Annotated in this window: 20 protein-coding genes; 11 read left to right on the top strand and 9 right to left on the bottom strand. The window is 29.4% G+C overall.

From position 1 onward, the window contains the following. From ACN5J5_RS10315 to ACN5J5_RS10290, 6 genes are all read left to right on the top strand, one after another. Entirely contained in the window at positions 1-297 is a 297-nt protein-coding gene (locus ACN5J5_RS10315; RefSeq protein WP_418644825.1) for a putative quinol monooxygenase, read from the top strand. Next, positions 297-821 carry a GNAT family N-acetyltransferase gene (locus ACN5J5_RS10310; protein ID WP_418644824.1) on the top strand — a complete coding sequence of 175 codons (525 nt, stop codon included), beginning with the start codon at positions 297-299 and terminating at the stop codon, positions 819-821. Before ACN5J5_RS10315 ends, ACN5J5_RS10310 begins: the two co-directional genes overlap by 1 nt. Next, a complete protein-coding gene (gene gldF / locus ACN5J5_RS10305; RefSeq protein WP_418644823.1) occupies positions 821-1,531 on the top strand; it encodes a gliding motility-associated ABC transporter permease subunit GldF in 711 nt (236 codons plus the stop codon). The genes ACN5J5_RS10310 and gldF overlap by 1 nt, the downstream gene beginning before the upstream one ends. Beyond that, complete coding sequence (gldG, locus tag ACN5J5_RS10300) at positions 1,524-3,167, top strand: gliding motility-associated ABC transporter substrate-binding protein GldG (protein ID WP_418644822.1); 1,644 nt, start codon at positions 1,524-1,526, stop codon at positions 3,165-3,167. The genes gldF and gldG overlap by 8 nt, the downstream gene beginning before the upstream one ends. A gap of 72 nt (positions 3,168-3,239) precedes the next feature. Then, a complete protein-coding gene (locus tag ACN5J5_RS10295; protein ID WP_418644821.1) occupies positions 3,240-4,115 on the top strand; it encodes a helix-turn-helix domain-containing protein in 876 nt (291 codons plus the stop codon). Positions 4,116-4,150: 35 nt separating this feature from the next. After that, the gene (locus ACN5J5_RS10290) at positions 4,151-5,050 is read left to right on the top strand and encodes a hypothetical protein (protein ID WP_418644820.1); all 900 of its coding nucleotides are present in this window, start codon (positions 4,151-4,153) and stop codon (positions 5,048-5,050) included. Positions 5,051-5,130: 80 nt separating this feature from the next. Here the strand turns inward: ACN5J5_RS10290 and ACN5J5_RS10285 are convergent, their stop codons facing one another. Continuing rightward, entirely contained in the window at positions 5,131-5,940 is an 810-nt protein-coding gene (locus ACN5J5_RS10285) for a dTDP-glucose 4,6-dehydratase (RefSeq protein ID WP_418644819.1), read from the bottom strand. Continuing rightward, positions 5,903-6,568, bottom strand: a complete 666-nt coding sequence (locus ACN5J5_RS10280; RefSeq protein ID WP_418644818.1) for an MIP/aquaporin family protein — start codon at positions 6,566-6,568, stop codon at positions 5,903-5,905. The genes ACN5J5_RS10285 and ACN5J5_RS10280 overlap by 38 nt, the downstream gene beginning before the upstream one ends. Before the next feature lie 108 nt (positions 6,569-6,676). Here ACN5J5_RS10280 and ACN5J5_RS10275 point away from each other — a divergent pair, with 108 nt between their 5' ends. Continuing rightward, positions 6,677-7,516, top strand: a complete 840-nt coding sequence (locus ACN5J5_RS10275; RefSeq protein ID WP_418644817.1) for a DUF2911 domain-containing protein — start codon at positions 6,677-6,679, stop codon at positions 7,514-7,516. A 108-nt stretch (positions 7,517-7,624) separates the two neighbouring features. Next, positions 7,625-8,815 (top strand): TIGR03862 family flavoprotein, encoded by a 1,191-nt coding sequence (locus tag ACN5J5_RS10270; protein WP_418644816.1) that lies wholly within the window; start codon positions 7,625-7,627, stop codon positions 8,813-8,815. 140 nt (positions 8,816-8,955) lie between these two features. Here the strand turns inward: ACN5J5_RS10270 and ACN5J5_RS10265 are convergent, their stop codons facing one another. From ACN5J5_RS10265 to acs, 6 genes are all read right to left on the bottom strand, one after another. Beyond that, positions 8,956-10,617, bottom strand: coding sequence for a sodium:solute symporter (locus ACN5J5_RS10265; RefSeq protein WP_418644815.1), 1,662 nt, complete (start codon positions 10,615-10,617; stop codon positions 8,956-8,958). Positions 10,618-10,728: 111 nt separating this feature from the next. Next, entirely contained in the window at positions 10,729-11,481 is a 753-nt protein-coding gene (locus tag ACN5J5_RS10260) for a hypothetical protein (RefSeq protein WP_418644814.1), read from the bottom strand. Between the two features lie 134 nt (positions 11,482-11,615). After that, positions 11,616-13,385, bottom strand: coding sequence for an ABC transporter ATP-binding protein (locus ACN5J5_RS10255; protein ID WP_418644813.1), 1,770 nt, complete (start codon positions 13,383-13,385; stop codon positions 11,616-11,618). Positions 13,386-13,466: 81 nt separating this feature from the next. After that, a complete protein-coding gene (locus ACN5J5_RS10250; RefSeq protein ID WP_418644812.1) occupies positions 13,467-14,192 on the bottom strand; it encodes an acyl-CoA desaturase in 726 nt (241 codons plus the stop codon). Between the two features lie 59 nt (positions 14,193-14,251). After that, entirely contained in the window at positions 14,252-14,824 is a 573-nt protein-coding gene (locus tag ACN5J5_RS10245) for a Crp/Fnr family transcriptional regulator (RefSeq protein ID WP_418646544.1), read from the bottom strand. Between the two features lie 130 nt (positions 14,825-14,954). Continuing rightward, complete coding sequence (acs, locus tag ACN5J5_RS10240; RefSeq protein WP_418644811.1) at positions 14,955-16,862, bottom strand: acetate--CoA ligase; 1,908 nt, start codon at positions 16,860-16,862, stop codon at positions 14,955-14,957. A 994-nt stretch (positions 16,863-17,856) separates the two neighbouring features. On the opposite strand from acs, the gene ACN5J5_RS10235 reads away from it, so the two are divergent. Beyond that, positions 17,857-18,774: an AraC family transcriptional regulator gene (locus tag ACN5J5_RS10235; RefSeq protein ID WP_418644810.1), complete on the top strand. Its 918-nt coding sequence runs from the start codon at positions 17,857-17,859 to the stop codon at positions 18,772-18,774. A gap of 16 nt (positions 18,775-18,790) precedes the next feature. After that, on the top strand, positions 18,791-19,564 hold the full coding sequence (locus ACN5J5_RS10230; protein ID WP_418644809.1) for a sulfite exporter TauE/SafE family protein: 774 nt from the start codon (positions 18,791-18,793) through the stop codon (positions 19,562-19,564). 53 nt (positions 19,565-19,617) lie between these two features. Here the strand turns inward: ACN5J5_RS10230 and ACN5J5_RS10225 are convergent, their stop codons facing one another. Further along, entirely contained in the window at positions 19,618-20,088 is a 471-nt protein-coding gene (locus ACN5J5_RS10225; protein ID WP_418644808.1) for a Dps family protein, read from the bottom strand. Between the two features lie 112 nt (positions 20,089-20,200). Between ACN5J5_RS10225 and ACN5J5_RS10220 the strand changes: the two genes are divergently transcribed. Continuing rightward, positions 20,201-21,142, top strand: a complete 942-nt coding sequence (locus tag ACN5J5_RS10220; RefSeq protein ID WP_418644807.1) for a LysR family transcriptional regulator — start codon at positions 20,201-20,203, stop codon at positions 21,140-21,142. Positions 21,143-21,158 lie beyond the last annotated feature (16 nt).

The raw sequence follows: 21,158 nt of genomic DNA, 5'->3' as shown, positions 1-21,158 counted from the left end.
ATGTTTGTACGAATTGTAAAAATGAGTTTTCAATCAGAAAAAATTGAAGAATTTTTAACAAATTTCAATGCCAAAAAAGAGTTTATCCGTAAATCTCCTGGTTGTAATTTATTAGAATTATATAGAGACAAAACAAATACAGACATCTTTTTTACTTACAGTTACTGGGAAACCGAACAAGATTTAGAAAATTATCGAAACTCTGATTTATTTAAAGGAGTTTGGGCACAAACCAAAGTATTATTTAACGACAAACCATTAGCTTGGAGTGTTGACAAAACCGTTAGCTTACCTTAATGAATTATCCAACAACTTTTCCTGAACTTTCATCTGAAAGATTACAACTTCGTCAATTATCTTTTACTGATAAAAGAACCATTTTTAAATTGCGTTCTAGTAAAGAAATTAATAAGTTAATTACTAGAAACATACCTAAAAACTTAAATGATGCTGATGCTTTTATTCAAACTTGTTTGGATGAATTTGAAAAAGGAAATCGTATTTTTTGGGCAATGCAACTAAAAGAAACCAACCAAATAATTGGTACTATTGTATATCATAACATCAATGCCGAAAACGATTATGCTGAAATTGGTTATGAATTAAATCCTGATTTTCAGAATGAAGGTTTTATGAGCGAAGCTATGAACACTGTTTTAGAATATGGAAAATCTATTTTAAAACTAAAAACAGTTGAAGCTTTTACACATAAAAATAATACAGCATCAATAACGTTATTAAAAAAGCATCAGTTTATTTTAGATGATGACGATTTATTTGATGATAATACTATTTTTCGCTTAGACATACACCAAGAATAATGTATCCAATATTAAAAAAAGAAATTAACTCGTTTTTTGCTTCACCCATTGCTTATTTAGTTATTGGCGTGTTTTTACTTGTAAACGGATTATTTTTATGGGTTTTTAAAGACAATTTTAATGTTTTAAATGCTGGTTTTGCCGATTTAAGTTCTTTTTTTTACTTGGCTCCGTGGTTATTTTTATTTTTAATTCCGGCTATTACCATGAAAAGTTTTGCAGATGAATTTAATAGCGGAACTATTGAAATACTAAAAACAAAACCAGTAAGTGATTGGCAAATTGTAATAGGTAAATTTTTAGCATCATTATTTCTTGTTTGCATCGCTTTAATACCTACATTAACTTATGTATACACCGTATATGTACTCGGAAATCCCGTTGGTAGTTTAGATATTGGTAGTACTATTGGTTCGTATTTAGGTTTACTTTTTTTAGCAGCAACTTATACTGCTATTGGCTTATTTACTTCTACCCTTTCTAAAAATCAGATTGTAGCTTTTATTTTAAGTGTGTTTATCACTTTTATTTTTTTCTACGGATTTGATGCCGTAAGTAGCACTTTGGGGAATTCGATACAACAATTAGGAATTAACGACCATTTTAAAAGTATTAGCCGCGGTGTAATTGACACACGTGATGTTATTTACTTTTTATCTGTTACCTTTTTCTTTTTATTCATCACCAAACAACAATTAAAAAATGAATAAGAAGCTACAACATATTGCATTTGTTTTTATCGGATTGTTATTATTAAACTATCTTTCAACATCAATATACAAAAGATTTGATTTAACAAAAGATAAGCGTTTTACAATATCTGATGTTAGTAAAAACATATTAGATAATATTGATAATACTGTTTTTGTAAACGTGTATTTAGAAGGTGATTTTCCTGCTGAATTTAAAAGATTACAGATTGAAACACGTCAATTTTTAGAGGAATTAAAAGCAAAAAACAAGAACATTCAGTTTCGTTTTATCAATCCTGATAACATTCGTGAGCGATTGATAAAAAAAGGCATGATGCCAAGTCAATTAACTGTTGAAGAAGATGGTAAATTATCTGAAGCTATTATTTTTCCTTGGGCAGAAATTAATATCGGTAAAAAAAGCGAACTCGTTTCTTTATTACCAAATTCGGTTGCTAAAACTCAAGAAGCACAACTACAAAATGCTATTGAAAAATTAGAATATTCTTTTATTAACGCCATTTATAATATCACTAAAACAGCAAAACAAAAAATAGCTGTAATTTCTGGTAACGGCGAATTAGAAGACATTTATTTATATAGTTTATTAAGTGAAATTGGTGAAAAATATCATTTAGCTAAATTTACTTTAGATAGTGTTGCTAAAAATCCGCAAAAAACCATCAGCGATTTAACAAAATACGATTTAGCAATTATTGCAAAACCGACGGAGCGTTTTACTGAACAAGAAAAATTTACCCTCGATCAATTTATTACCAACGGCGGAAAATCGCTTTGGATGATTGATCAAAATTATGCTGATACCGATAGTTTGTATAACGAAGGAAAAATGCTTGCTTTTCCGCGTGATTTAAATTTAACCGATTTATTGTTTAGTTACCAAGTACGCGTCAACAATAAACTAATTCAGGATTTATATTCTGCTAAAATTCCGCTTGCAACTGGTAACACAGGCAATCAAGCACAATTTCAACATTTAAACTGGTTTTATCATCCGTTGGTAAACGGAAATCCAAATCATTCAATTACCAAAAACCTTGCTCCCGTTCGTTTTCGTTTTACCACGCAAATAGATACTTTAAAAGGAAATCTAAAAAAAACACCTTTACTAGTTAGCTCTGTTTTAACTAAAAAAATCGGAACTCCTAATTTTGTTGAATTACAGAGTATTGCAAAACAACCAAAAGAAAACGAATACAATGGCGGGCCACAACTTTTAGCCGTTTTGTTAGAAGGTACTTTTACTTCTGCTTATAAAAACAGAACAAAACCGTTTGATACTCCTAATTTTAAAGCAGAAAGTAATGCTAATAAAATGGTAGTTATTGCGGATGGAGATATTGCAAAAAATCAAATTTTAAAAGGTAAACCGCACGATTTAGCGTTGGATAAATGGACAGGTGAACAATTTGGGAACAAAGAGTTTTTAATAAATACTATTGATTATTTACTAGATGATTCTGGTTTAATTAAACTACGTAATAAAACAGTTACCATTAATTTATTAGATAAACAAAAAGCTTATACCGAAAAAAGTTTTTGGCAATTTATAAATATCGGTATTCCGTTAGTATTACTTGGTTTGTTTGGTTTTGGCTTTAATTATTTAAGGAAAAGGAAGTATGCTAAGTGAAATTCAGATTTTAAAAAAAAAATCAAAAGAACTAATTAATCTTATAATACTATTTTAAACAATATATTATAAATGAATGATAATTCAATCTATAAAGAAATAATTCCAAAAGATGAAAAACTTAAAAAATTAATTAAGTATTATTATCTACATAGTTCTACAGACCCAAAATATTTTCAAAAAATCACATATTACCCTAATTATCTTACTTCATTAAATATTTATAAAAATAGTGAAGTTACCTTAAATGAGTTTTCTAGAACTCATGAATATAAAAAAGAAGAAAATAACCTTAAAATATTAGTAGTAAAGTTTGATGTTTCAAGGGAAATAATAATGAAGGGTGCGTTTAATAAAATTACTATTGTATTTAATCCATTGGGATTAAACCATTTTTTAAACATACCAATATCAAGTATAACAAAAGATTATTGCACTTTATTTGATTATTTTGGAAAGACGTTTGATACTGTAATCGATCAAGTATATGAAACCGAAAATATCATACAAAAAAGAGATCTATTAGATAATTATTTTTCTAAACATATAATAGGCTTCAAGGAAGACACATTGTCTAAAGCAGTAGTAAAAATAATTGAAAATTCAGATTTAGATTCAGTTCAACAAATAGCAACAGATCTTAATATTTCACGCAAAACTCTTTTAAGGCTTTTTAAAAAACATCTTTTATACTCTCCATCTGAATACAAGGCAATAGTAAAGTTTAGAAAAACTCTAAATTATTATCAAAAGAAATCTAATAAACCAAACTTTACAGCACTTGCCCATGTAGGAAATTATTATGATCAATCAGATTTAAATCTTCATTTTAAAAACAGAACAGGCATAACTCCAAAATTATTGTTAACCAATATCCAAACTATTTATAACGATTTATATTGGACACTCGAGAGTGTCCCAAAAGTCCTATCATCAAAAATAGAATAATTATAATTTTGCTTAATAATATTTAAATAAAAAAAATGAGCAGAATATTCATCTTTACATTATTACTACTAAGTTTAATATCTACATCTTGTAAAAGTGTACAACCAACAAATGGAAGTAACCCAGCTTTTTCATATCCAGAAACAATTATACCAAAGGATATAACAAAATTATGGGTAGCAGAAGGAGACTCAACAAAACAAATCGTCATAATTTTTTTACAAGGTGGCCCCAAAGATGAGCTAGATTTTGAAAAAAACAAAAAATCTCACTGGAGGCATTTACCAAATTATAAAAATTATTACAGTATTCATTTACATCAAGCCAATACTTTTAATCCAAAAATGTTTACTTACGATTGTAATTTTACTATGAAAATGGCAAGAAAAGAAGTAAATAACACTTCAGAAATGCTCTCTAAAGCGATTAAACATTTTAAAGAAAAAGGTAAAACGGTTTGGGTAATGGGACATTCGTACGGTGCATATATTATTCCTCATTATTTAGCTTCAAATACAAGCTTAGCAGATAAATATGTAATTATTTCTGGTAGAATTAACGACCCTAAAAATGTAATTAAAGCTCACAAAAAAGGTTTCAACGGAATATATGACGATGGAATAACATTTGTTTCTGATGAAAAAGATAATGACTTTAAAGATTATAATATTTGGGCTATTAAATACTACACAGCTAAACAAAGATTAAAAGCTGCAATTGGTGAAATCTCATACATAAAAGCTTTAAAAAGTATAGATTTATCTAACGTAACATATATTTACAGTCCTAAAGATAAAAGAGTTGGTGGTTTAACCAAACAAGAAATACAATTCTTACAAATAAAAAATGCTAAAGTATTTAAAACACACCATGAACATGGTTATACAATACGAGGTTTATTAGATGAAATAAAAAAAGGTAACATTAAACTTTAAATAGTTGTTTTGATATATTTCTTTTAAGAATCAGATTTTATAAATAATCATTAAGCTGTGTTACTAAATCAGTTTAATGGTTATTTATCTAGATTATCTTTAATTAAACTTAACAAATCATCATATATAAAAGTGTAACCTAAACGTTTTTGCACTTTATCCGAATTAATAATTTTATATTTTAACGGCAAAGAATCATCAAAAATGGGTGTTGTCTTTTTTAGTTTTTGTTTTGCATTGGTATAAAACGCTTCTCTTGTTGGATGATGATTAGAACACGCATTAAAAAGCTCTCCAAAAACATCTTGTTGTATAATTTGATAAATAATTTCTACGCAATCATCTTGATGAATCATATTTACATACCCTTTCGGATGCGGAATCTTTTTGTTTTCAAACCAGTTTCCGGGATTTCTATCATTGTTAAATAATCCTGCAAAACGAATTATCGTAGTTTCAAAATTAATGTTCTCTTTAAAAGCATTTTCTATTTCAACTAAAGGAGAATTTATTGTTTCATCTTCTTCGGTCATTTCTTTGTTTAAACTCGGATAAACCGAGGTTGCACTCACAAAAATTACTTTTTTTATGGTTGATTTCTCTAACTCGTTAATCAACCCTTTAAAACCTAAAACATTTTTTGATGTAATGGCAATTATTAAAACATCCGAAGTTAAAAATTTTTGAATATCCTTATTCGTATCTTCATCAATATCAATTAAAAAAGGCTGAATTCCTTTTTCTTTAAGTGTTCTTAATTTAGTATCAGAAGTTGTTGATCCTTTTACTATATATTTTTTTTCAATTAAATATGTTGCCAATGGTTTTCCTAACCAACCACAACCTAAAATACTAACATTTACCATCGCAACAATTATCTTCTTTAACAAACTTACAAGAAATTACCGCTAATAAAGCACCTAAAATCGGAGCTGAAATATACAACCACAAATGCTCGTAATGACCAGAAACCAACGCCGGAGCAATTGAACGTGCAGGATTCATAGATGCTTTAGTCATTGGACCAGCAAACATGGCTTCTAATAAAACTACACCCCCAATAGCTATTCCTGCCATTACGCCTATTTCTTTACTTCCGGTAGAAACATTTATAATGGTTAACATTAAAAAGAAGGTTAATAAAAATTCTAAAATAAAAGCTCGCCAAGGTGTTAAAGACGGAATCGTTGCGCCGTAATATTCACTCGCTGGGAATAAAATCCATAAAACACAACTAGCTAAAATGGCTCCTAAAAGTTGTGCTACAATATATTTAGGAACTTCTTTCCACGAAAACTTCTTTGCATACGCAAAAGCAATAGTAACTGCTGGATTAAAATGTGCTCCAGAAATTTCTCCAAAAGCGTAAATCATCGCCATTACTATTAATCCCCAAGTTATTGCAACACCTGTGTGCGTTAAATCGGCTCCGTTTGTAATTTCACTTACCGTCATTGCGCCTGTACCACAAAAAACTAAGGCAAAAGTTCCTATTAATTCTGAAATATATTTTTTCATATTGCAAATATCTGTTAAAAACTTGGTATATATTTTAAGTTTTCATTAACATTTAACAAACTAATTCCTTGTAATTTTAGCATCAAAACATAAATCAAATCAATTATCATGAAAAAATTAGTTTTAAGCTTGTTTGTAACAGCAATCGCCTTTACTACAAACGCACAAATAAAAACACCAGCTCCAAGTCCTGCTTCTAAATTAGAGCAAGTAGTTGGATTAACAGATGTTACTGTTGAATATTCTAGACCAGGAATGAGAGGAAGAACTATTTTTGGAGATTTAGTTCCTTATGGAAAAGTATGGAGAACTGGAGCAAATGCAAACACAAAAGTTACTTTTAGTGATAATGTAACGATTGATGGAAAAGAATTAAAAAAAGGAACATACGCTTTATATACAAAACCAGGAAAAACTTCTTGGGAAGTAATTTTTTATTCGGATGCAACAAATTGGGGTAATCCAAGAAAATGGGATGATAAAAAAGTAGCTTTATCTACCACTGTAAAGGCTGACATGATGCCAATGAAAATAGAAACTTTTACAATGACTATTGATGATATTACAAACAACTCTGCTGTTTTAGGAATGTTATGGGAAAACGCTTATGTTGGTGTAAAATTTAATACTCCAACTGAAAAAGCTGTTGAAGCTAGCATTGTATCTACAATGAACGGACCAAAAGCAGGTGATTATTATTCTGCTGCTGTATATTATTTACAAAGTAATAAAGACATTAAAAAAGCAGCTACTTGGATTAACAAAGCTGTTGATATGACTAAAGACAAGCCTCGTTTTTGGTATTTACGTCAGCAATCTTTAATCTTAGCAAAAGCTGGAGATAAAAAAGGAGCTGTTAAAGCTGCAAAAGCATCTTTAGCTGGAGCTGAAAAAGCTGGAAATGCTGATTATGTAAAAATGAACAAAGAGTTTTTAGCTAAAATGTAATTTTTACATTTTTAAAAATAGAAAAGAAAAAGACTGTCATAAAAGGCAGTCTTTTTCTTTTCTATTAATTTTTATACACACCTTAAAAACAAATAGTAATTTTGTTGCATGAAAAAATCAATAGCAATTATTGGTGGCGGTTCTTCTGCCCTACTTACTGCAGCTTTTTTAGATTCTGATAAATTTGACATTACAATTTACGAGAAAAAAAAATCGCTTGGAAGAAAGTTTTTAGTTGCTGGTGATGGCGGATTTAACCTCAGTCACGGAGAACATATCGATAAAATGATTACACGATATACTCCTACTACTTTTCTTAAAAATGCTTTATTAAATTTTACAAACGAAGATTTACAAAACTGGCTATTAACTATTGATATTCCAACTTTTGTAGGAAGTAGTAACAGAGTGTATCCAGAAAAAGGAATTAAACCTATTATGGTTTTAAATAAAATTAAGGCTTTTTTGGTTGATAAAAACGTTCAGTTTCTTTACAATTACGAATGGAAAGGATGGAATAACACAAATGATTTAGTTTTTAATGATGATAAAATTATAAAAACTGATTATGCTATTTTTTCAATGGGAGGCGCTAGCTGGAAAATTACTGGTTCTGATGGAAATTGGTTAGAAAAATTTAAAAATAAAGGAATAAAAACTTCCTCTTTTTTACCTGCAAATTGTGCTTACAATATTAACTGGAAAGATGATTTTATAACAAAAAATGATGGAAAACCTTTAAAAAACATTGCACTTACTTGTTTAGATAAAACTCAAAAAGGAGAGTTGGTTATTACAAAATTCGGATTAGAAGGAAACGCTATTTATGCGTTAAGTCCCGAAATACAATCGCAACTTTCTGCAAACAAAACAGCAACTGTATTTTTAGATTTAAAACCAATGTTTACACTTAACGAAGTAATTCAAAAAACAACAACTTCTAATTTAAGAACTACAACTGATATTCTTAAAAAAACAATAAAATTAAGTCAACCTCAAATTGATCTTCTAAGAACAACTTTAACCAAAGAAGAATTTACTAATAAAAATATACTATCAAAAAAAATAAAAGCGTTACCACTTTTTGTAAAAAAAGCAGCACCAATAAATGAAGCTATTTCTACTACTGGCGGAATTGCATTAAATGAAGTAACCGAAAACTTTGAATTGTTAAAACTTAAAAATAATTTTTGTATTGGTGAAATGCTAGATTGGAACGCGCCAACTGGCGGTTATTTACTACAAGCCTGTTTTAGTATGGGAGTTTATATAGCAAAACATCTGAATAATAAAAAGTAATCTTACTTTAACGTCATTCTGAATTTATTTCAAAATCTCATTTATCATAGCGCTCAGTGGTTATGCGAACCTGAAACAAGTTCAGGTTCACATATTTGATCTATTTTTATTTATATCAGAAATAACTAAACTTACAACTATTACTTATTCATCTTCTTTAAAAATGGTTGTAATAAAGAAGCTATTAAAATAACCAAACCAGCTCCTAATGCATTTAACCATAAAAATGGTAGCCAGTCTGCTTTCCAAACAAAAATGATTATCAACTGTGTAATAATTGCTGCGATAAAAACGGCGTTTGATTTTACAAATTTAAAGAAGAATGCTAATAGGAAAATCCCTAATACGTTTCCGTAAAAAATGGAACCTATAATATTTACTAACTGAATTAAATTATCAAACAAATTAGCTACACAAGCCACCAAAATTGCTAAAATCCCCCATCCGAAGGTAAACCATTTGGTCATTTTTACATAATGTGCTTCGTCATATTCGTTGGCAACATTACGTTTATATAAATCAATTACAGTAGTACTTGCCAACGCATTTAATTCAGAGGCGGTTGACGACATTGCTGCTGATAAAATTACCGCTAATAACAATCCAATTAATCCTTTTGGCAAATTATGTAGTATAAAATGGATAAAAACGTAATCTTTATCGTTCGTTTCTACCTCATCATCTGCCTTTGTAATTATGGTTTTTGCTTGTTTTTTTATCGACTTATCTTGCTCGTTTAACGCTTGTAATTGTTTTTTATTCTCTTCTGATAATCCATCGAAAATCAATGTTTTTTTCTGATTTTCTATCTCAATATGTTTTTCACCTAAAAGCTTATACTCTAATGCGTATTGTGATTTTTCAACAGCTTCATTTGCTTTCGGATTAAAGTTTAAGGGCGAGGTATTAAATTGATAAAACACAAATACCATTACCCCTACCAATAGGATAAAAAACTGCATAGGTACTTTTAACAATCCGTTAAAAATTAATCCTAACTGACTTTCACGAACCGATTTTCCTGATAAATAACGTTGTACTTGACTTTGATCGGTTCCGAAATAAGAAAGCATTAAAAAAGTTCCTCCTAAAATACCTGTCCAAACTGTATAGCGATTATTTAAATCCCAAGAAAAATCTAATACTTGCATTTTATCCGAAGCTCCAGCAATTTCTAGTGCTTTTGTAAACGTAATTCCGTCTGGTAAATATTGTAATATCAAATAAAAAGCAATAAACATTCCTGCAAAAATCACTGCCATTTGTTGTTTTTGAGTAACACTTACGGCTTTTGTTCCGCCAGAAACCGTGTAAATAATTACTAAAAAACCAATAATGATATTTAAGGTTACTAAATCCCACCCTAATACGGCAGATAAAATAATTGCAGGTGCAAAAATGGTGATTCCTGCTGCTAATCCTCTTTGAATTAAAAACAGAATTGCTGTTAAGGTTCTTGTTTTTTTATCAAAACGACCTTCTAAATATTCATATGCGGTATAAACTTTTAATTTATGATAAATCGGGATAAACACCAAACAGATAATCACCATAGCAATTGGCAATCCGAAGTAAAACTGTACAAATCCCATTCCGCTATGAAACGCTTGCCCTGGTGTAGATAAAAAGGTTATAGCACTTGCTTGCGTTGCCATTACCGATAAACCAATCGTCCACCATTTACTATCATTACCTCCTTTAATATACTCTTCTACATTGTTTCTTCCTCTTGTTTTCCAAACTCCGTAAAAAACAATAAATAACAATGTTAACGAAAGTACAATCCAATCTATAATTTGCATATGCTAGTTGTTATATAAGTTTGTAATTAGATAAAACAAAGCAATATAAATTACGTTTGCGATTAAAACAAGACTGTACTCTTTTTTCCAAGTATATTTTTTAGGATTCATCTATTTGTTTGGTTTTTGATAAAAACTATCCGACAATGCAGTTTCACTTAATAAAGGTAACGTAAATTCGGTTGCTGGTCTTTTAGGTACTGTCGGATTCCCTTTTTCATCTTGTTGGTACCAAGTTAAAGATTTTGGCAACGAAAATCCGTTAACATTTTCCCAATCGTTATATCTTATAATACTTGTTTTACTAGAAGTTTCTTTACTAAAATAAGTAACCGTATAAGCCAACCATTGCATTTCTTTTGTTACATTATCGTAATAAATAAAGTAGTTATCGTCTGGTGATGAACCAACATTTGATTTGTACGATATTTTTATACCAGGATATTTTTTTCCGTTAAACATTAAAGGTTTTGTTTCAGAATATATAATTCCTTCATCAGCCAAAACAAAAGGCATTGCATAAAAGTAGAAGTATAAATTATAATAAAACTTCGGATCTTTTTTATACTTAGTAGTATCAGAAACCCAAACATTTTTTCCATCAAAACCTAACGAATATTCTTTAGAGTTTACAACCGTTTTTCTTGAATGTAAATCTGTAGTATGTTCTTCTTTATTTAAACCGTACGATAAGGTTTTCATTTTATTCCAATTAGCAATACCACCATGTTTATCAAAAACTTTAGTTAACGCTTCTGGGTATTTTTTAACTAAGGTTTCTTCTTTAGTAACGTCTTTTTTTGATTCCTTTTTACAAGCAACAAAAATTATAGTAATTGCAATTAGTAAGGCTATTTTTTTCATTTTTTGATTGTTGTTTTATTTATATAAAATACAGTCGAATAATAACAGTAAACTTACGTAAGTTCTTTGTATTTTTAAAATAAAAAAGCATCCATAAATTATGGATGCTTTTAAATACTTTATATAATGTTATTTTAAATTTTAGCTTGATAAGTATATAAATCATAATACCTTCCTTTTTTAGCAATTAACGCATCATGTGTACCACGTTCTGCAATTTCACCAGCTTCAATTACTAATATCTGATCGGCTTTTTTTATGGTACTTAATCGGTGAGCAATTACAATGGTGGTTCTTTCTTTCATCAATTCTGATAAACTTTTCTGAATCAAAGCTTCACTTTCTGTATCTAAACTAGAGGTAGCTTCGTCTAAAATAATAATTTTCGGATTTGCTAAAATAGCCCTTGCAATTGCCAATCGCTGTCTTTGTCCGCCCGAAAGCTTAACGCCTCTTTCTCCAATTAAAGTATTTAAGCCAGCCTCAAAACGATCTGTAAATTCATTTACATACGCTGCTTTTACGGCATTTTGCAATTCTTCTTCTGTTGCATTTGGTCTTGGAAATAAAATATTTTCTCTAATTGTACCTTCAAACAAAAACTCATCTTGTAAAACAACTCCCAAATGTTTTCGGTAGCTACTTAATTTTATTTTTGATACATCTTGTTTATCAATCGTAATTAATCCTGATTTTGGATTTAAAAATGTAGCCGACAACCCTGCAATAGTTGATTTTCCTGATCCAGAACTCCCAACTAAAGCTGTAACGGTTCCTTTCGGGACATCAAAATTGATATTTTTTAACACTTCTTTTCCTTCTTCATAAGCAAAAGATACATTATCAAACTTTATATCTCCAGAAACATCTTTTAACTCAATAATTCGGTTTTCATCATCCTCCTCAGCCTGCATATTCATCAACTCTTCGGTTCTATCCAAACCTGCCAAAGCTTCTGTTAACTGACTACCAATATTACTCATTTGTACTATTGGCGCAATCATAAAACCAAGAATCAAAGTAAAAAATAAAAACTCACCAGAAGTCATACTGTCATTCATCATATAATAACCACCAATTCCCATAATTCCGGTTGTTGCAACACCTATTAAAAATGTTGAAGAACTCGTCATTATAGCCGTAGCTGTTAAACTCTTTTTTACATTTTGAAATAATTTTTCTACCCCAGATTCAAACGTTTTATTTTCTTGTGCTTCGGCATTAAATGCTTTAATTACTCGAACACCTGCTAAAGTTTCAGTTAATCTTCCTTTTACTTCAGCATTTATTTTTCCGCGAGTTCTAAAAATCGGACGAATAAACTTAAATGCCTTTAAAGCCACCAAACCAAAAATAGAAATCGGTAAAAAAACAAATAATGTCATCCACGGATTTAAATTGATTAGAATAACCAACGAAATTACTGCGGTTATTGTTCCGCCAACCAATTGCACCAAACCGGTACCAATTAAATTACGAACCCCTTCTACATCGCTCATAATTCTAGAAACCAAGGCTCCAGATTTTGTGTTATCAAAAAAACTTATAGGCAACGACAGTACTTTTTTTTGTACTTGTGCTCGTAATTCTGATATTAAATATTGTGCTTGTACGCTTAAAATACGTGTTAGTAAAAAAGAAGTTATTGCTTGTAATAAAATTGCTACAATTACTATTGCGAGTAAAGAATATAATTGATTAAAATCTTTATTTGGCACAACCTCATCTAAAAGAATTTTGCTTTGCCAAGGCAGTATTAAACCAGACAAACTTTTAACCACAATAAGAAGTAAACCTATAAAAACTAGGTTTCTTCTGGGCCAAATAATAGTTTTAAAAGCTGTAGTAATAGTTACTTTAGGCTTTTTTTTACTTTTTGTTGATGACGCTTGTAAATGTTGCATGCTATTATTTTTTATCGATAATAATAGAACGCGTCAAATTACATGCCAGCTATTTTTAGCATGACAGAATAGCAAAATTGTTTATTTAAGTTTAATTAATTTTAACTTATCTAAAACTACCATTATACAATACGTTACATCTATTTCGTGCCAACGAACGCCTCCAAAATTTGCGCGTCCACCATGTGCATGATGATTATTATGATAGCCTTCTCCCATCATTAAAAAATCGAAAGGCAAAAGATTTTTAGAAGTATCGCCAACTTTAAAGTTTACATAACCATAAATATGTGCAAACCAGTTAATAATTACACCGTGTATTGGCGCCATTAAAAATGCTACTGGTAAAAACAACCATTGCCACCAAGCGGTTGCAAAAAAAGCAAAAAAAACCACATATAAAACTCCCCATGTTAATCTAGAAAATTTAGAGCTTGCAAAATCATCAAAACTTTTCCATTGCGGTACATTTTTAGTAAACTTATCAGCAATTGCAATTCTTTGATTATTAATATCCTGATAAATATTTTTGGTACGCCACATCATTTTAAATAAGTTTTCATCGTATTTTGGTGAGTGTGGATCTTTCTCTGTATCAGCATAAGCATGGTGCAACCTGTGCATTACACCATAACCATAAGCACTTAAATAATTTGACCCTTGAAAAACCCAAGTAAGAACAAAACATATTTTTTCTCCGAATTTAGACATCGTAAATGTTTGATGAGCTGCATATCGATGTAAAAAGAAAGTTTGAAAAAACAATCCTGAATACCATAAAAAAATCATGAAAACTACTACCGTCATTCTTGTAAATTTAGAATACAAAGAACCAAATTTACTACGGTATAAAAAATGAACCTAAGTTAAGTAATTCGCTTTCTAATTCTGCTTAAAGCTTGCGCGGTGACTCCAATATATGACGCAATATATTTTAACGGAATTTCCTTAATAAGCTTTGGTCGCTCATCAAATAGTTTAAGATAACGTTCTTCGGCAGTTTCGTTTAATAACGACTGCTCTCTTTTAGATTTTATTAAATATAAACGTTCTGACGATAATCTACCTAAAGTATTACCAATCATTGTTTTTTTATATACTTCTTGCAAATCATTGTACGAAATACTCCACATTTCTACATCGGTAAGTGTTTCTAATTCGTACAAAGAAGGCGATTGGGTTAAAAACGAATCGTACGCGCTTACAAACTCGTTGTTAAAACAAAATCCGAAAGTGATTTCTTTTTCTTTGTCTTCCTTCGGAATAAAAAAACGTACAACTCCTTTATCAATAAAAGAAATAGACTTTTCTACTTCTCCTACTTTTAAAAGTTTTGTACGCTTTTTTACTTTTTTTAGTTTTAATCTAGCGGTAAAAAAATTCCAATCACTATCATTAATTGTTAGTGATTTTTCTAGATATGTTCTAATATTTACAATACTCATCTTGTTATATCGTCAATAATACTTTATGTAATTTAAGAAGATTCTTAAATTATTAGGTATAATTTTTCGCAAGATACAACGCATTATTTTAGCTAATTGCGTTTTGAGTAATCGTATTTAAAAATTACAATCTGTTATCAATAATATTTTGCACCACTTCAGGATTTAATAATGTTGAAACGTCTCCTAAATTATCTAGTTCGTTATGCGCTATTTTACGTAAAATACGACGCATAATTTTTCCTGATCGTGTTTTTGGTAATCCTATTGTAAATTGAATTTTATTCAACTTTGCAATTGGTCCAATATGTTCTGTTATAATTTGATTTATTTCTGTTCGTAAATTATTGTGATCTCTACCTTCACCAACATCTTTTAAAATTACATAACCGTACAATGCGTTTCCTTTTACATCGTGCGGAAAACCAACAATAGCACTTTCTGCTACCGCAGGATGTTCATTTATTGCATCTTCTATTGGTGCGGTTCCTAAATTGTGACCAGAAACAATAATCACATCATCTACTCTACCTGTAATTCGGTAATACCCAACTTCATCTCTTAAAGCGCCGTCACCAGTAAAGTACTTCCCTTCAAAAGCTGAAAAATAAGTTTCTTTATATCTTTGATGATTTCCCCAAATAGTTCTTGCCATTGAAGGCCAAGGAGATTTTATACACAAACGTCCATCTACCTGATTTCCTTTTATTTCCTCTCCATTTTCATCCATTAATGCTAATTGAATTCCTGGTAAAGGTAAGGTTGCGTAGGTTGGTTTTGTTGGTGTTATATATGGCATCGGAGAAATCATAATCCCACCAGTTTCGGTTTGCCACCAAGTATCAACAATCGGACTTTTTTTCTTTCCTATATTATCGTTATACCAGTGCCATGCTTCTTCATTAATTGGTTCGCCAACGGTACCTAAAACTTTTAATGATGATAAATCTCGAGAATCTACAAATTCTAATTTTTCTTTTGCTAAAGCTCTAATTGCTGTTGGCGCAGTATAAAACTGATTTACTTTGTGCTTTTCAATGATTTCCCAAAAACGCCCAAAATCAGGATAACTTGGTACCCCTTCAAACAATACTGTTGTTGCTCCGTTTGCCAACGGACCATATAAAATATAACTGTGCCCTGTAATCCAACCAATATCTGCCGTACACCAATACACATCGTTTTCTTTATAATTAAATACGTTTTTAAATGTATAAGCAGTATAAACCATATAACCTGCTGTAGTGTGCAACATTCCTTTCGGACTTCCTGTTGAACCTGAAGTATATAAAATAAATAACGGATCTTCAGCATCCATAATTTCTGGTTCGCAAATATCTGACGCTTCGTCTAATAAAGGTTGTAACCATTTATCGCGACCTGCTTTTAATTGAATATCCGAATTAATTCTTTTGGCAACTAAAACAGTATTTATAGAATTACAACTTTCTAAAGCTTCATCTACAATACTTTTTAAATCAATTGTTTTTGTACCTCTATAAGATCCATCCGAAGTAATTACCATTTTTGCTTCACAATCATTTATTCTTGTTGATAAAGCTGTTGATGAAAAACCTGCGAATATAACCGAATGTACGGCGCCTATACGAGCACATGCTAACACAGAAATTGCTAATTCAGGAATCATTGGTAAATAAATACAAACTCTGTCGCCTTTTTTAATTCCGTTTTCTCTTAAAACATTGGCAAATTTACAAACGCGTTTATGCAGTTCTTTATACGAAATATGCTCTGCTTTTTCAGCAGGACTATTAGGTTCAAATAATATAGCGGTTTTATCACCTCTTATTTGTAAATGACGATCTATACAGTTTTCTGTTATATTTAATTTAGCTCCTTCAAACCATTTTACTTCTGGCTTAGATAAATCGTAACTTAAAACATTGTTCCATTTTTTTCTCCAAACAAAGTGTTCTTCAGCTATTTCATCCCAAAACAATTCTGGATTACGTACCGATTTTCTATATACTTGAAAATATTCTTCTAAATTTTTAATATGGTAATTACTCATTATGCTATCTAATTATAAAAACACTAATTTATCATAATTAAACAATTTTATTGCTTTTTTTCTACTTATGACAATATTTTATCGATAAAATGCATATTAGCTATTTTATTACCCTTTTGATTAACTTATTACAATTATCGATTTTTTAAATGTACTCCACAAAAAAACTAACACCTTTTTCGTGTGTTAGTTTTTTATCTTTCTCTAAGCAATTTAATTTAGGGGGAGACTTATATGTTGGTGGTTAGTTATATAAAAACCCTAATAATTAATTAACAATTCAAAGATATATTCTTAATAGGAAATAAAATAAAACTATATTCTTAAATAATTGAACAATCTTATTATCAACTAATTAAAATATAATTCAACAAAAAAAGCTAACGAATACTCTTATTTTTTACATCAATATTTAGTTTGGGCAGAAATTACATGATGTTCTAATTCAAAATAACAATTAAAAAGCACTTATTGAGGTTTAACTATTATCAACCACTGAACAATAACACATTTAACAGCATTAAAATATAGCTAAAACAAAAAAACTAACACCTTTTTCATGTGTTAGTTTTTTTTCTTTTCATATTAATTTAATTTAGATAAAAACTATAAGTTGGGGGAAACATTATTATAATTTATTCTTTAAATTAAATTTTTATCAATATTTCAAAGATAAGTTTGTAAATCAAAAAACAATTAAACTATATTCTTAAATACCTGAACGATACTACTCTTAATCTTCTTTTAAAAAACATTATTCTTTAATAAAACAAAAAAACTAACACTTAAAAAAGCGTTAGTTTTTTTTTCTTTTTCATACCATTTTAACTCAAGGGGGAGATTATATGTTGGTGGTTTTATTACAAAAACCTCTGCCTCAGATAAATATTACTGATAATAATTCAAATATACATCGAAAAAAAAGAATATAATTGAACTATATTCTTAAATAATTGAACTATCTTACTCTTCGAAAAACTATGACTAAAAAATTATGATCTCATTAAACCGCCAACATTATGAAGGGAGAAAACTAGTTACCCTCATTGAAAACAGAACTATTTATGCATCAGAATATGCTGAATTAAATATTTTTGAAACTCTTGAAAACACTAAAAATGTACATTTAAATTTCGATCAAACTGTTATTGCTTGTATGATTTCAGGAAAAAAAACAATGTCCTTTAACAATAAAGATCCTTTTTCTTTTCTACCTGGAGAATCTTTAGTTATACCAGAAAACAATGGTATGAAAATAGATTTCCCTGAAGCATCTTTAGCTAATCCAACCTCTTGTTTAGGCTTAGTTATTGATCAAAATAAAATAAACGAAGTAGTTTATAACTTTAACGAAGCCACCGTTATTGAACGTAAAAAGAACGATTGGGAATTAAAAAACAATTGCTCTCATTTAAATAACAATGAAGAGATAAATATTCTTGTAAACAGATTAACAAGTACTTTTATTAAAAATGCTAAATCTAAAGATGCTTTATTAGATTTAATGATTCAAGAATTAATTATTCGTTTATTACAAAGTAAAGCTAGAAAACTTATTTTGAACGATGTTAACGGTGTTTTTAAAGATACGCGTATAGGATATGCTATTAAATACATTAAAGAAAACTTAACAAAAAGCGATTTAACTTTAGACGAAATATCTGAAAAAGCTTGTATGAGTAAATCTCATTTTTTTAAGAAATTTAAAAGCACTTTAGGTATTACACCCGTAGAATATATTAATACTGAAAAAATTAAACTTGCAAAACAATTAATTAAAAGTAGCCCTAACGAAAACATAAGTAATATCGCTTATAAAACAGGTTTTAATAGTGTAACTTATTTTAATAGGCTTTTTAAGAAAAATGAACTTTTAACACCTCAACAATTTAAATTATCTTTGGGTATTTAATTATAAGTAATAATATTTGATAACCTTAGTAGAAGTCTTTTTTTTAAATTGGCACATTATTTTTCTTTTTTTAATTATTGCTATACTATATTCTTCTGTTGGTTTTGGTGGAGGCTCTAGCTATTTAGCTGTACTAGCAATAACAGGGATAGCCTATACACAAATAAGATCTACCTCATTAGTTTGTAATATTATTGTTGTTTTTAGTAACGTTTTACTATTTCAAAAACAAAATACATTTCACTGGAAAAAAATACTTCCCCTTGTATTTTTCAGTGTACCCTTAGCTTTTTTAGGAGGCTACCTTAAAATAAGTCAAACTATCTTTTTTATTCTTTTAGGAATCACTTTATTAATTGCAGCAATTACTATGTGGCTTGCAAAAAACACACCTGTCAATAAAAATAAAATGAACAATGCTAGTACTACTAAAAATATTAGTTATGGTGGTGGTATCGGTTTTATTTCTGGTATGGTAGGTATTGGTGGCGGTATTTTTCTTGCTCCTTTTTTACACTTAACCAACTGGGATACCCCTAAAAAAATTGCTGCAACTTCCAGTTTTTTTATTTTAGTAAATTCAATAGCTGGTTTATCTGGACAATATTTGAATCCCGATTTTTTAATCGACTGGAAATTAACCTCAATCTTATTATTTACTGTTTTTATTGGTGGACAATTTGGAAGTCGGATGAGTAATAAATTTTTTAGCCCCATTCAACTAAAAAAAGCAACCGCAGTATTAATTGCCTTTGTAAGTATTCGTATTTTAATTAAGCATCTTTTTTAAACTAAAAAAGCAGCGCCAATGACGCTGCTCAGTTCCCCAAAATATGGACGATATTAGCTCAACCAAGCATTCATCATCCATAACATTTTTTCTTGTTCTGAAATAAAATCGCTCATCATAGAATTTGTTCCTTCATCTCCTGCTACATCTGAAAGCTCTAAAATAATGCGTTCTATTTTTAAAAGTTCACTTATCGAATTAACAACTAAAGTAACTGCTTCTTCATCTTTAGATATGTTTTTACCTATCTGCACCTTTGCAATTTTAACATAATCATCAAACGTGTGTAATGGCGTTCCTTGTAATGTTAAAATACGTTCGGCAATTAAATCAACCTTTTCTTGAGCATCTGTATAAAATTCTTCGAACTTTACATGTAATTCAAAAAAATTCTTTCCTTTAATATTCCAATGTAAACCTCTTACATTTTGGTAATATACTTGAAAATTTGCTAAAAGTAAATTTAACTCCGAAATTAATTTTTCTGTTTGCTCTTTATCTAAACCTATAACTGTTGTATTCATCTTTTATTGTTTTAAATTCATATTTTTCTTACCACAAAATTACATCAAATAATACTTAAAAACTATAACAGTTATTGATAGTTTTAATATCTTTATCAAAAAATTTGATAGAATGACCATTACTCAATTAAAATATACACTTGCTGTTGCAGAACATAAAAACTTTACCATTGCTGCAGAGCATTGTTTTGTTACACAACCTACGTTAAGTATGCAAATTCAAAAATTAGAAGATGAATTGGATGCTAAAATTTTTAATCGATCAAAAAAACCAATAGAACTAACCGAAGTTGGTGAAAAAATAATTAGTCAAGCTAAAGTTATTGTTGATGAAAGCAATAGAATTGTAGATATTGTACATCAACAAAAAGGATTTGTAGGTGGCGAATTTAAATTAGGAATAATCCCCACGGTTATGCCTACTTTATTACCAATGTTTTTAAAAATATTTAACACAAAGTATCCTAAAGTACAGTTAATTATTGAAGAACTAACAACTGAAGAAATTGTTAGAAAATTAACTGATGGACATATCGATGCCGCCCTAGCCGCTACTCCCTTAGAAAATGAAGCCATAAAAGAACGTGTTTTATATTACGAACCTTTTGTTGGTTTAATACCTAAAGAACATCGGTTATATGAACAATCTAAAATTAAAATTGATGATTTAGATGTTGATGATATTTTACTTTTAGAAGACGGACATTGTTTTAAAAACAGTATTATTAATTTATGTAGAACTAATAAAAAAAGCACCACACATCATTTTCAACTAGAAAGCGGAAGTTTTGATACACTTATTAAACTATCAAAAGATGGATTAGGAATGACTTTATTACCTTACTTAAATACGCTAGACCTTAATGAAAATGACAAAGCTCATTTAAGAGAGTTTGAAACTCCGCCACCAGCAAGAGAGGTTAGTTTAATTTACCATAAGTCGCAACTAAAAATGCAATTAATAGAAGCTTTAAAAAGCACTATTGATAGTGTTGTAAGAGGTGCAATTGCATTTAGTGATGTTGAAATTGTTAGCCCAATACATAAAGTTTAACTTCAAAAAAAATCCC

It is taken from the genome of Tenacibaculum insulae, from assembly GCF_964512435.1.
Lineage (GTDB): Bacteria > Bacteroidota > Bacteroidia > Flavobacteriales > Flavobacteriaceae > Polaribacter > Polaribacter insulae_A.
This window is presented reverse-complemented; position numbering and strand designations above follow the sequence as displayed.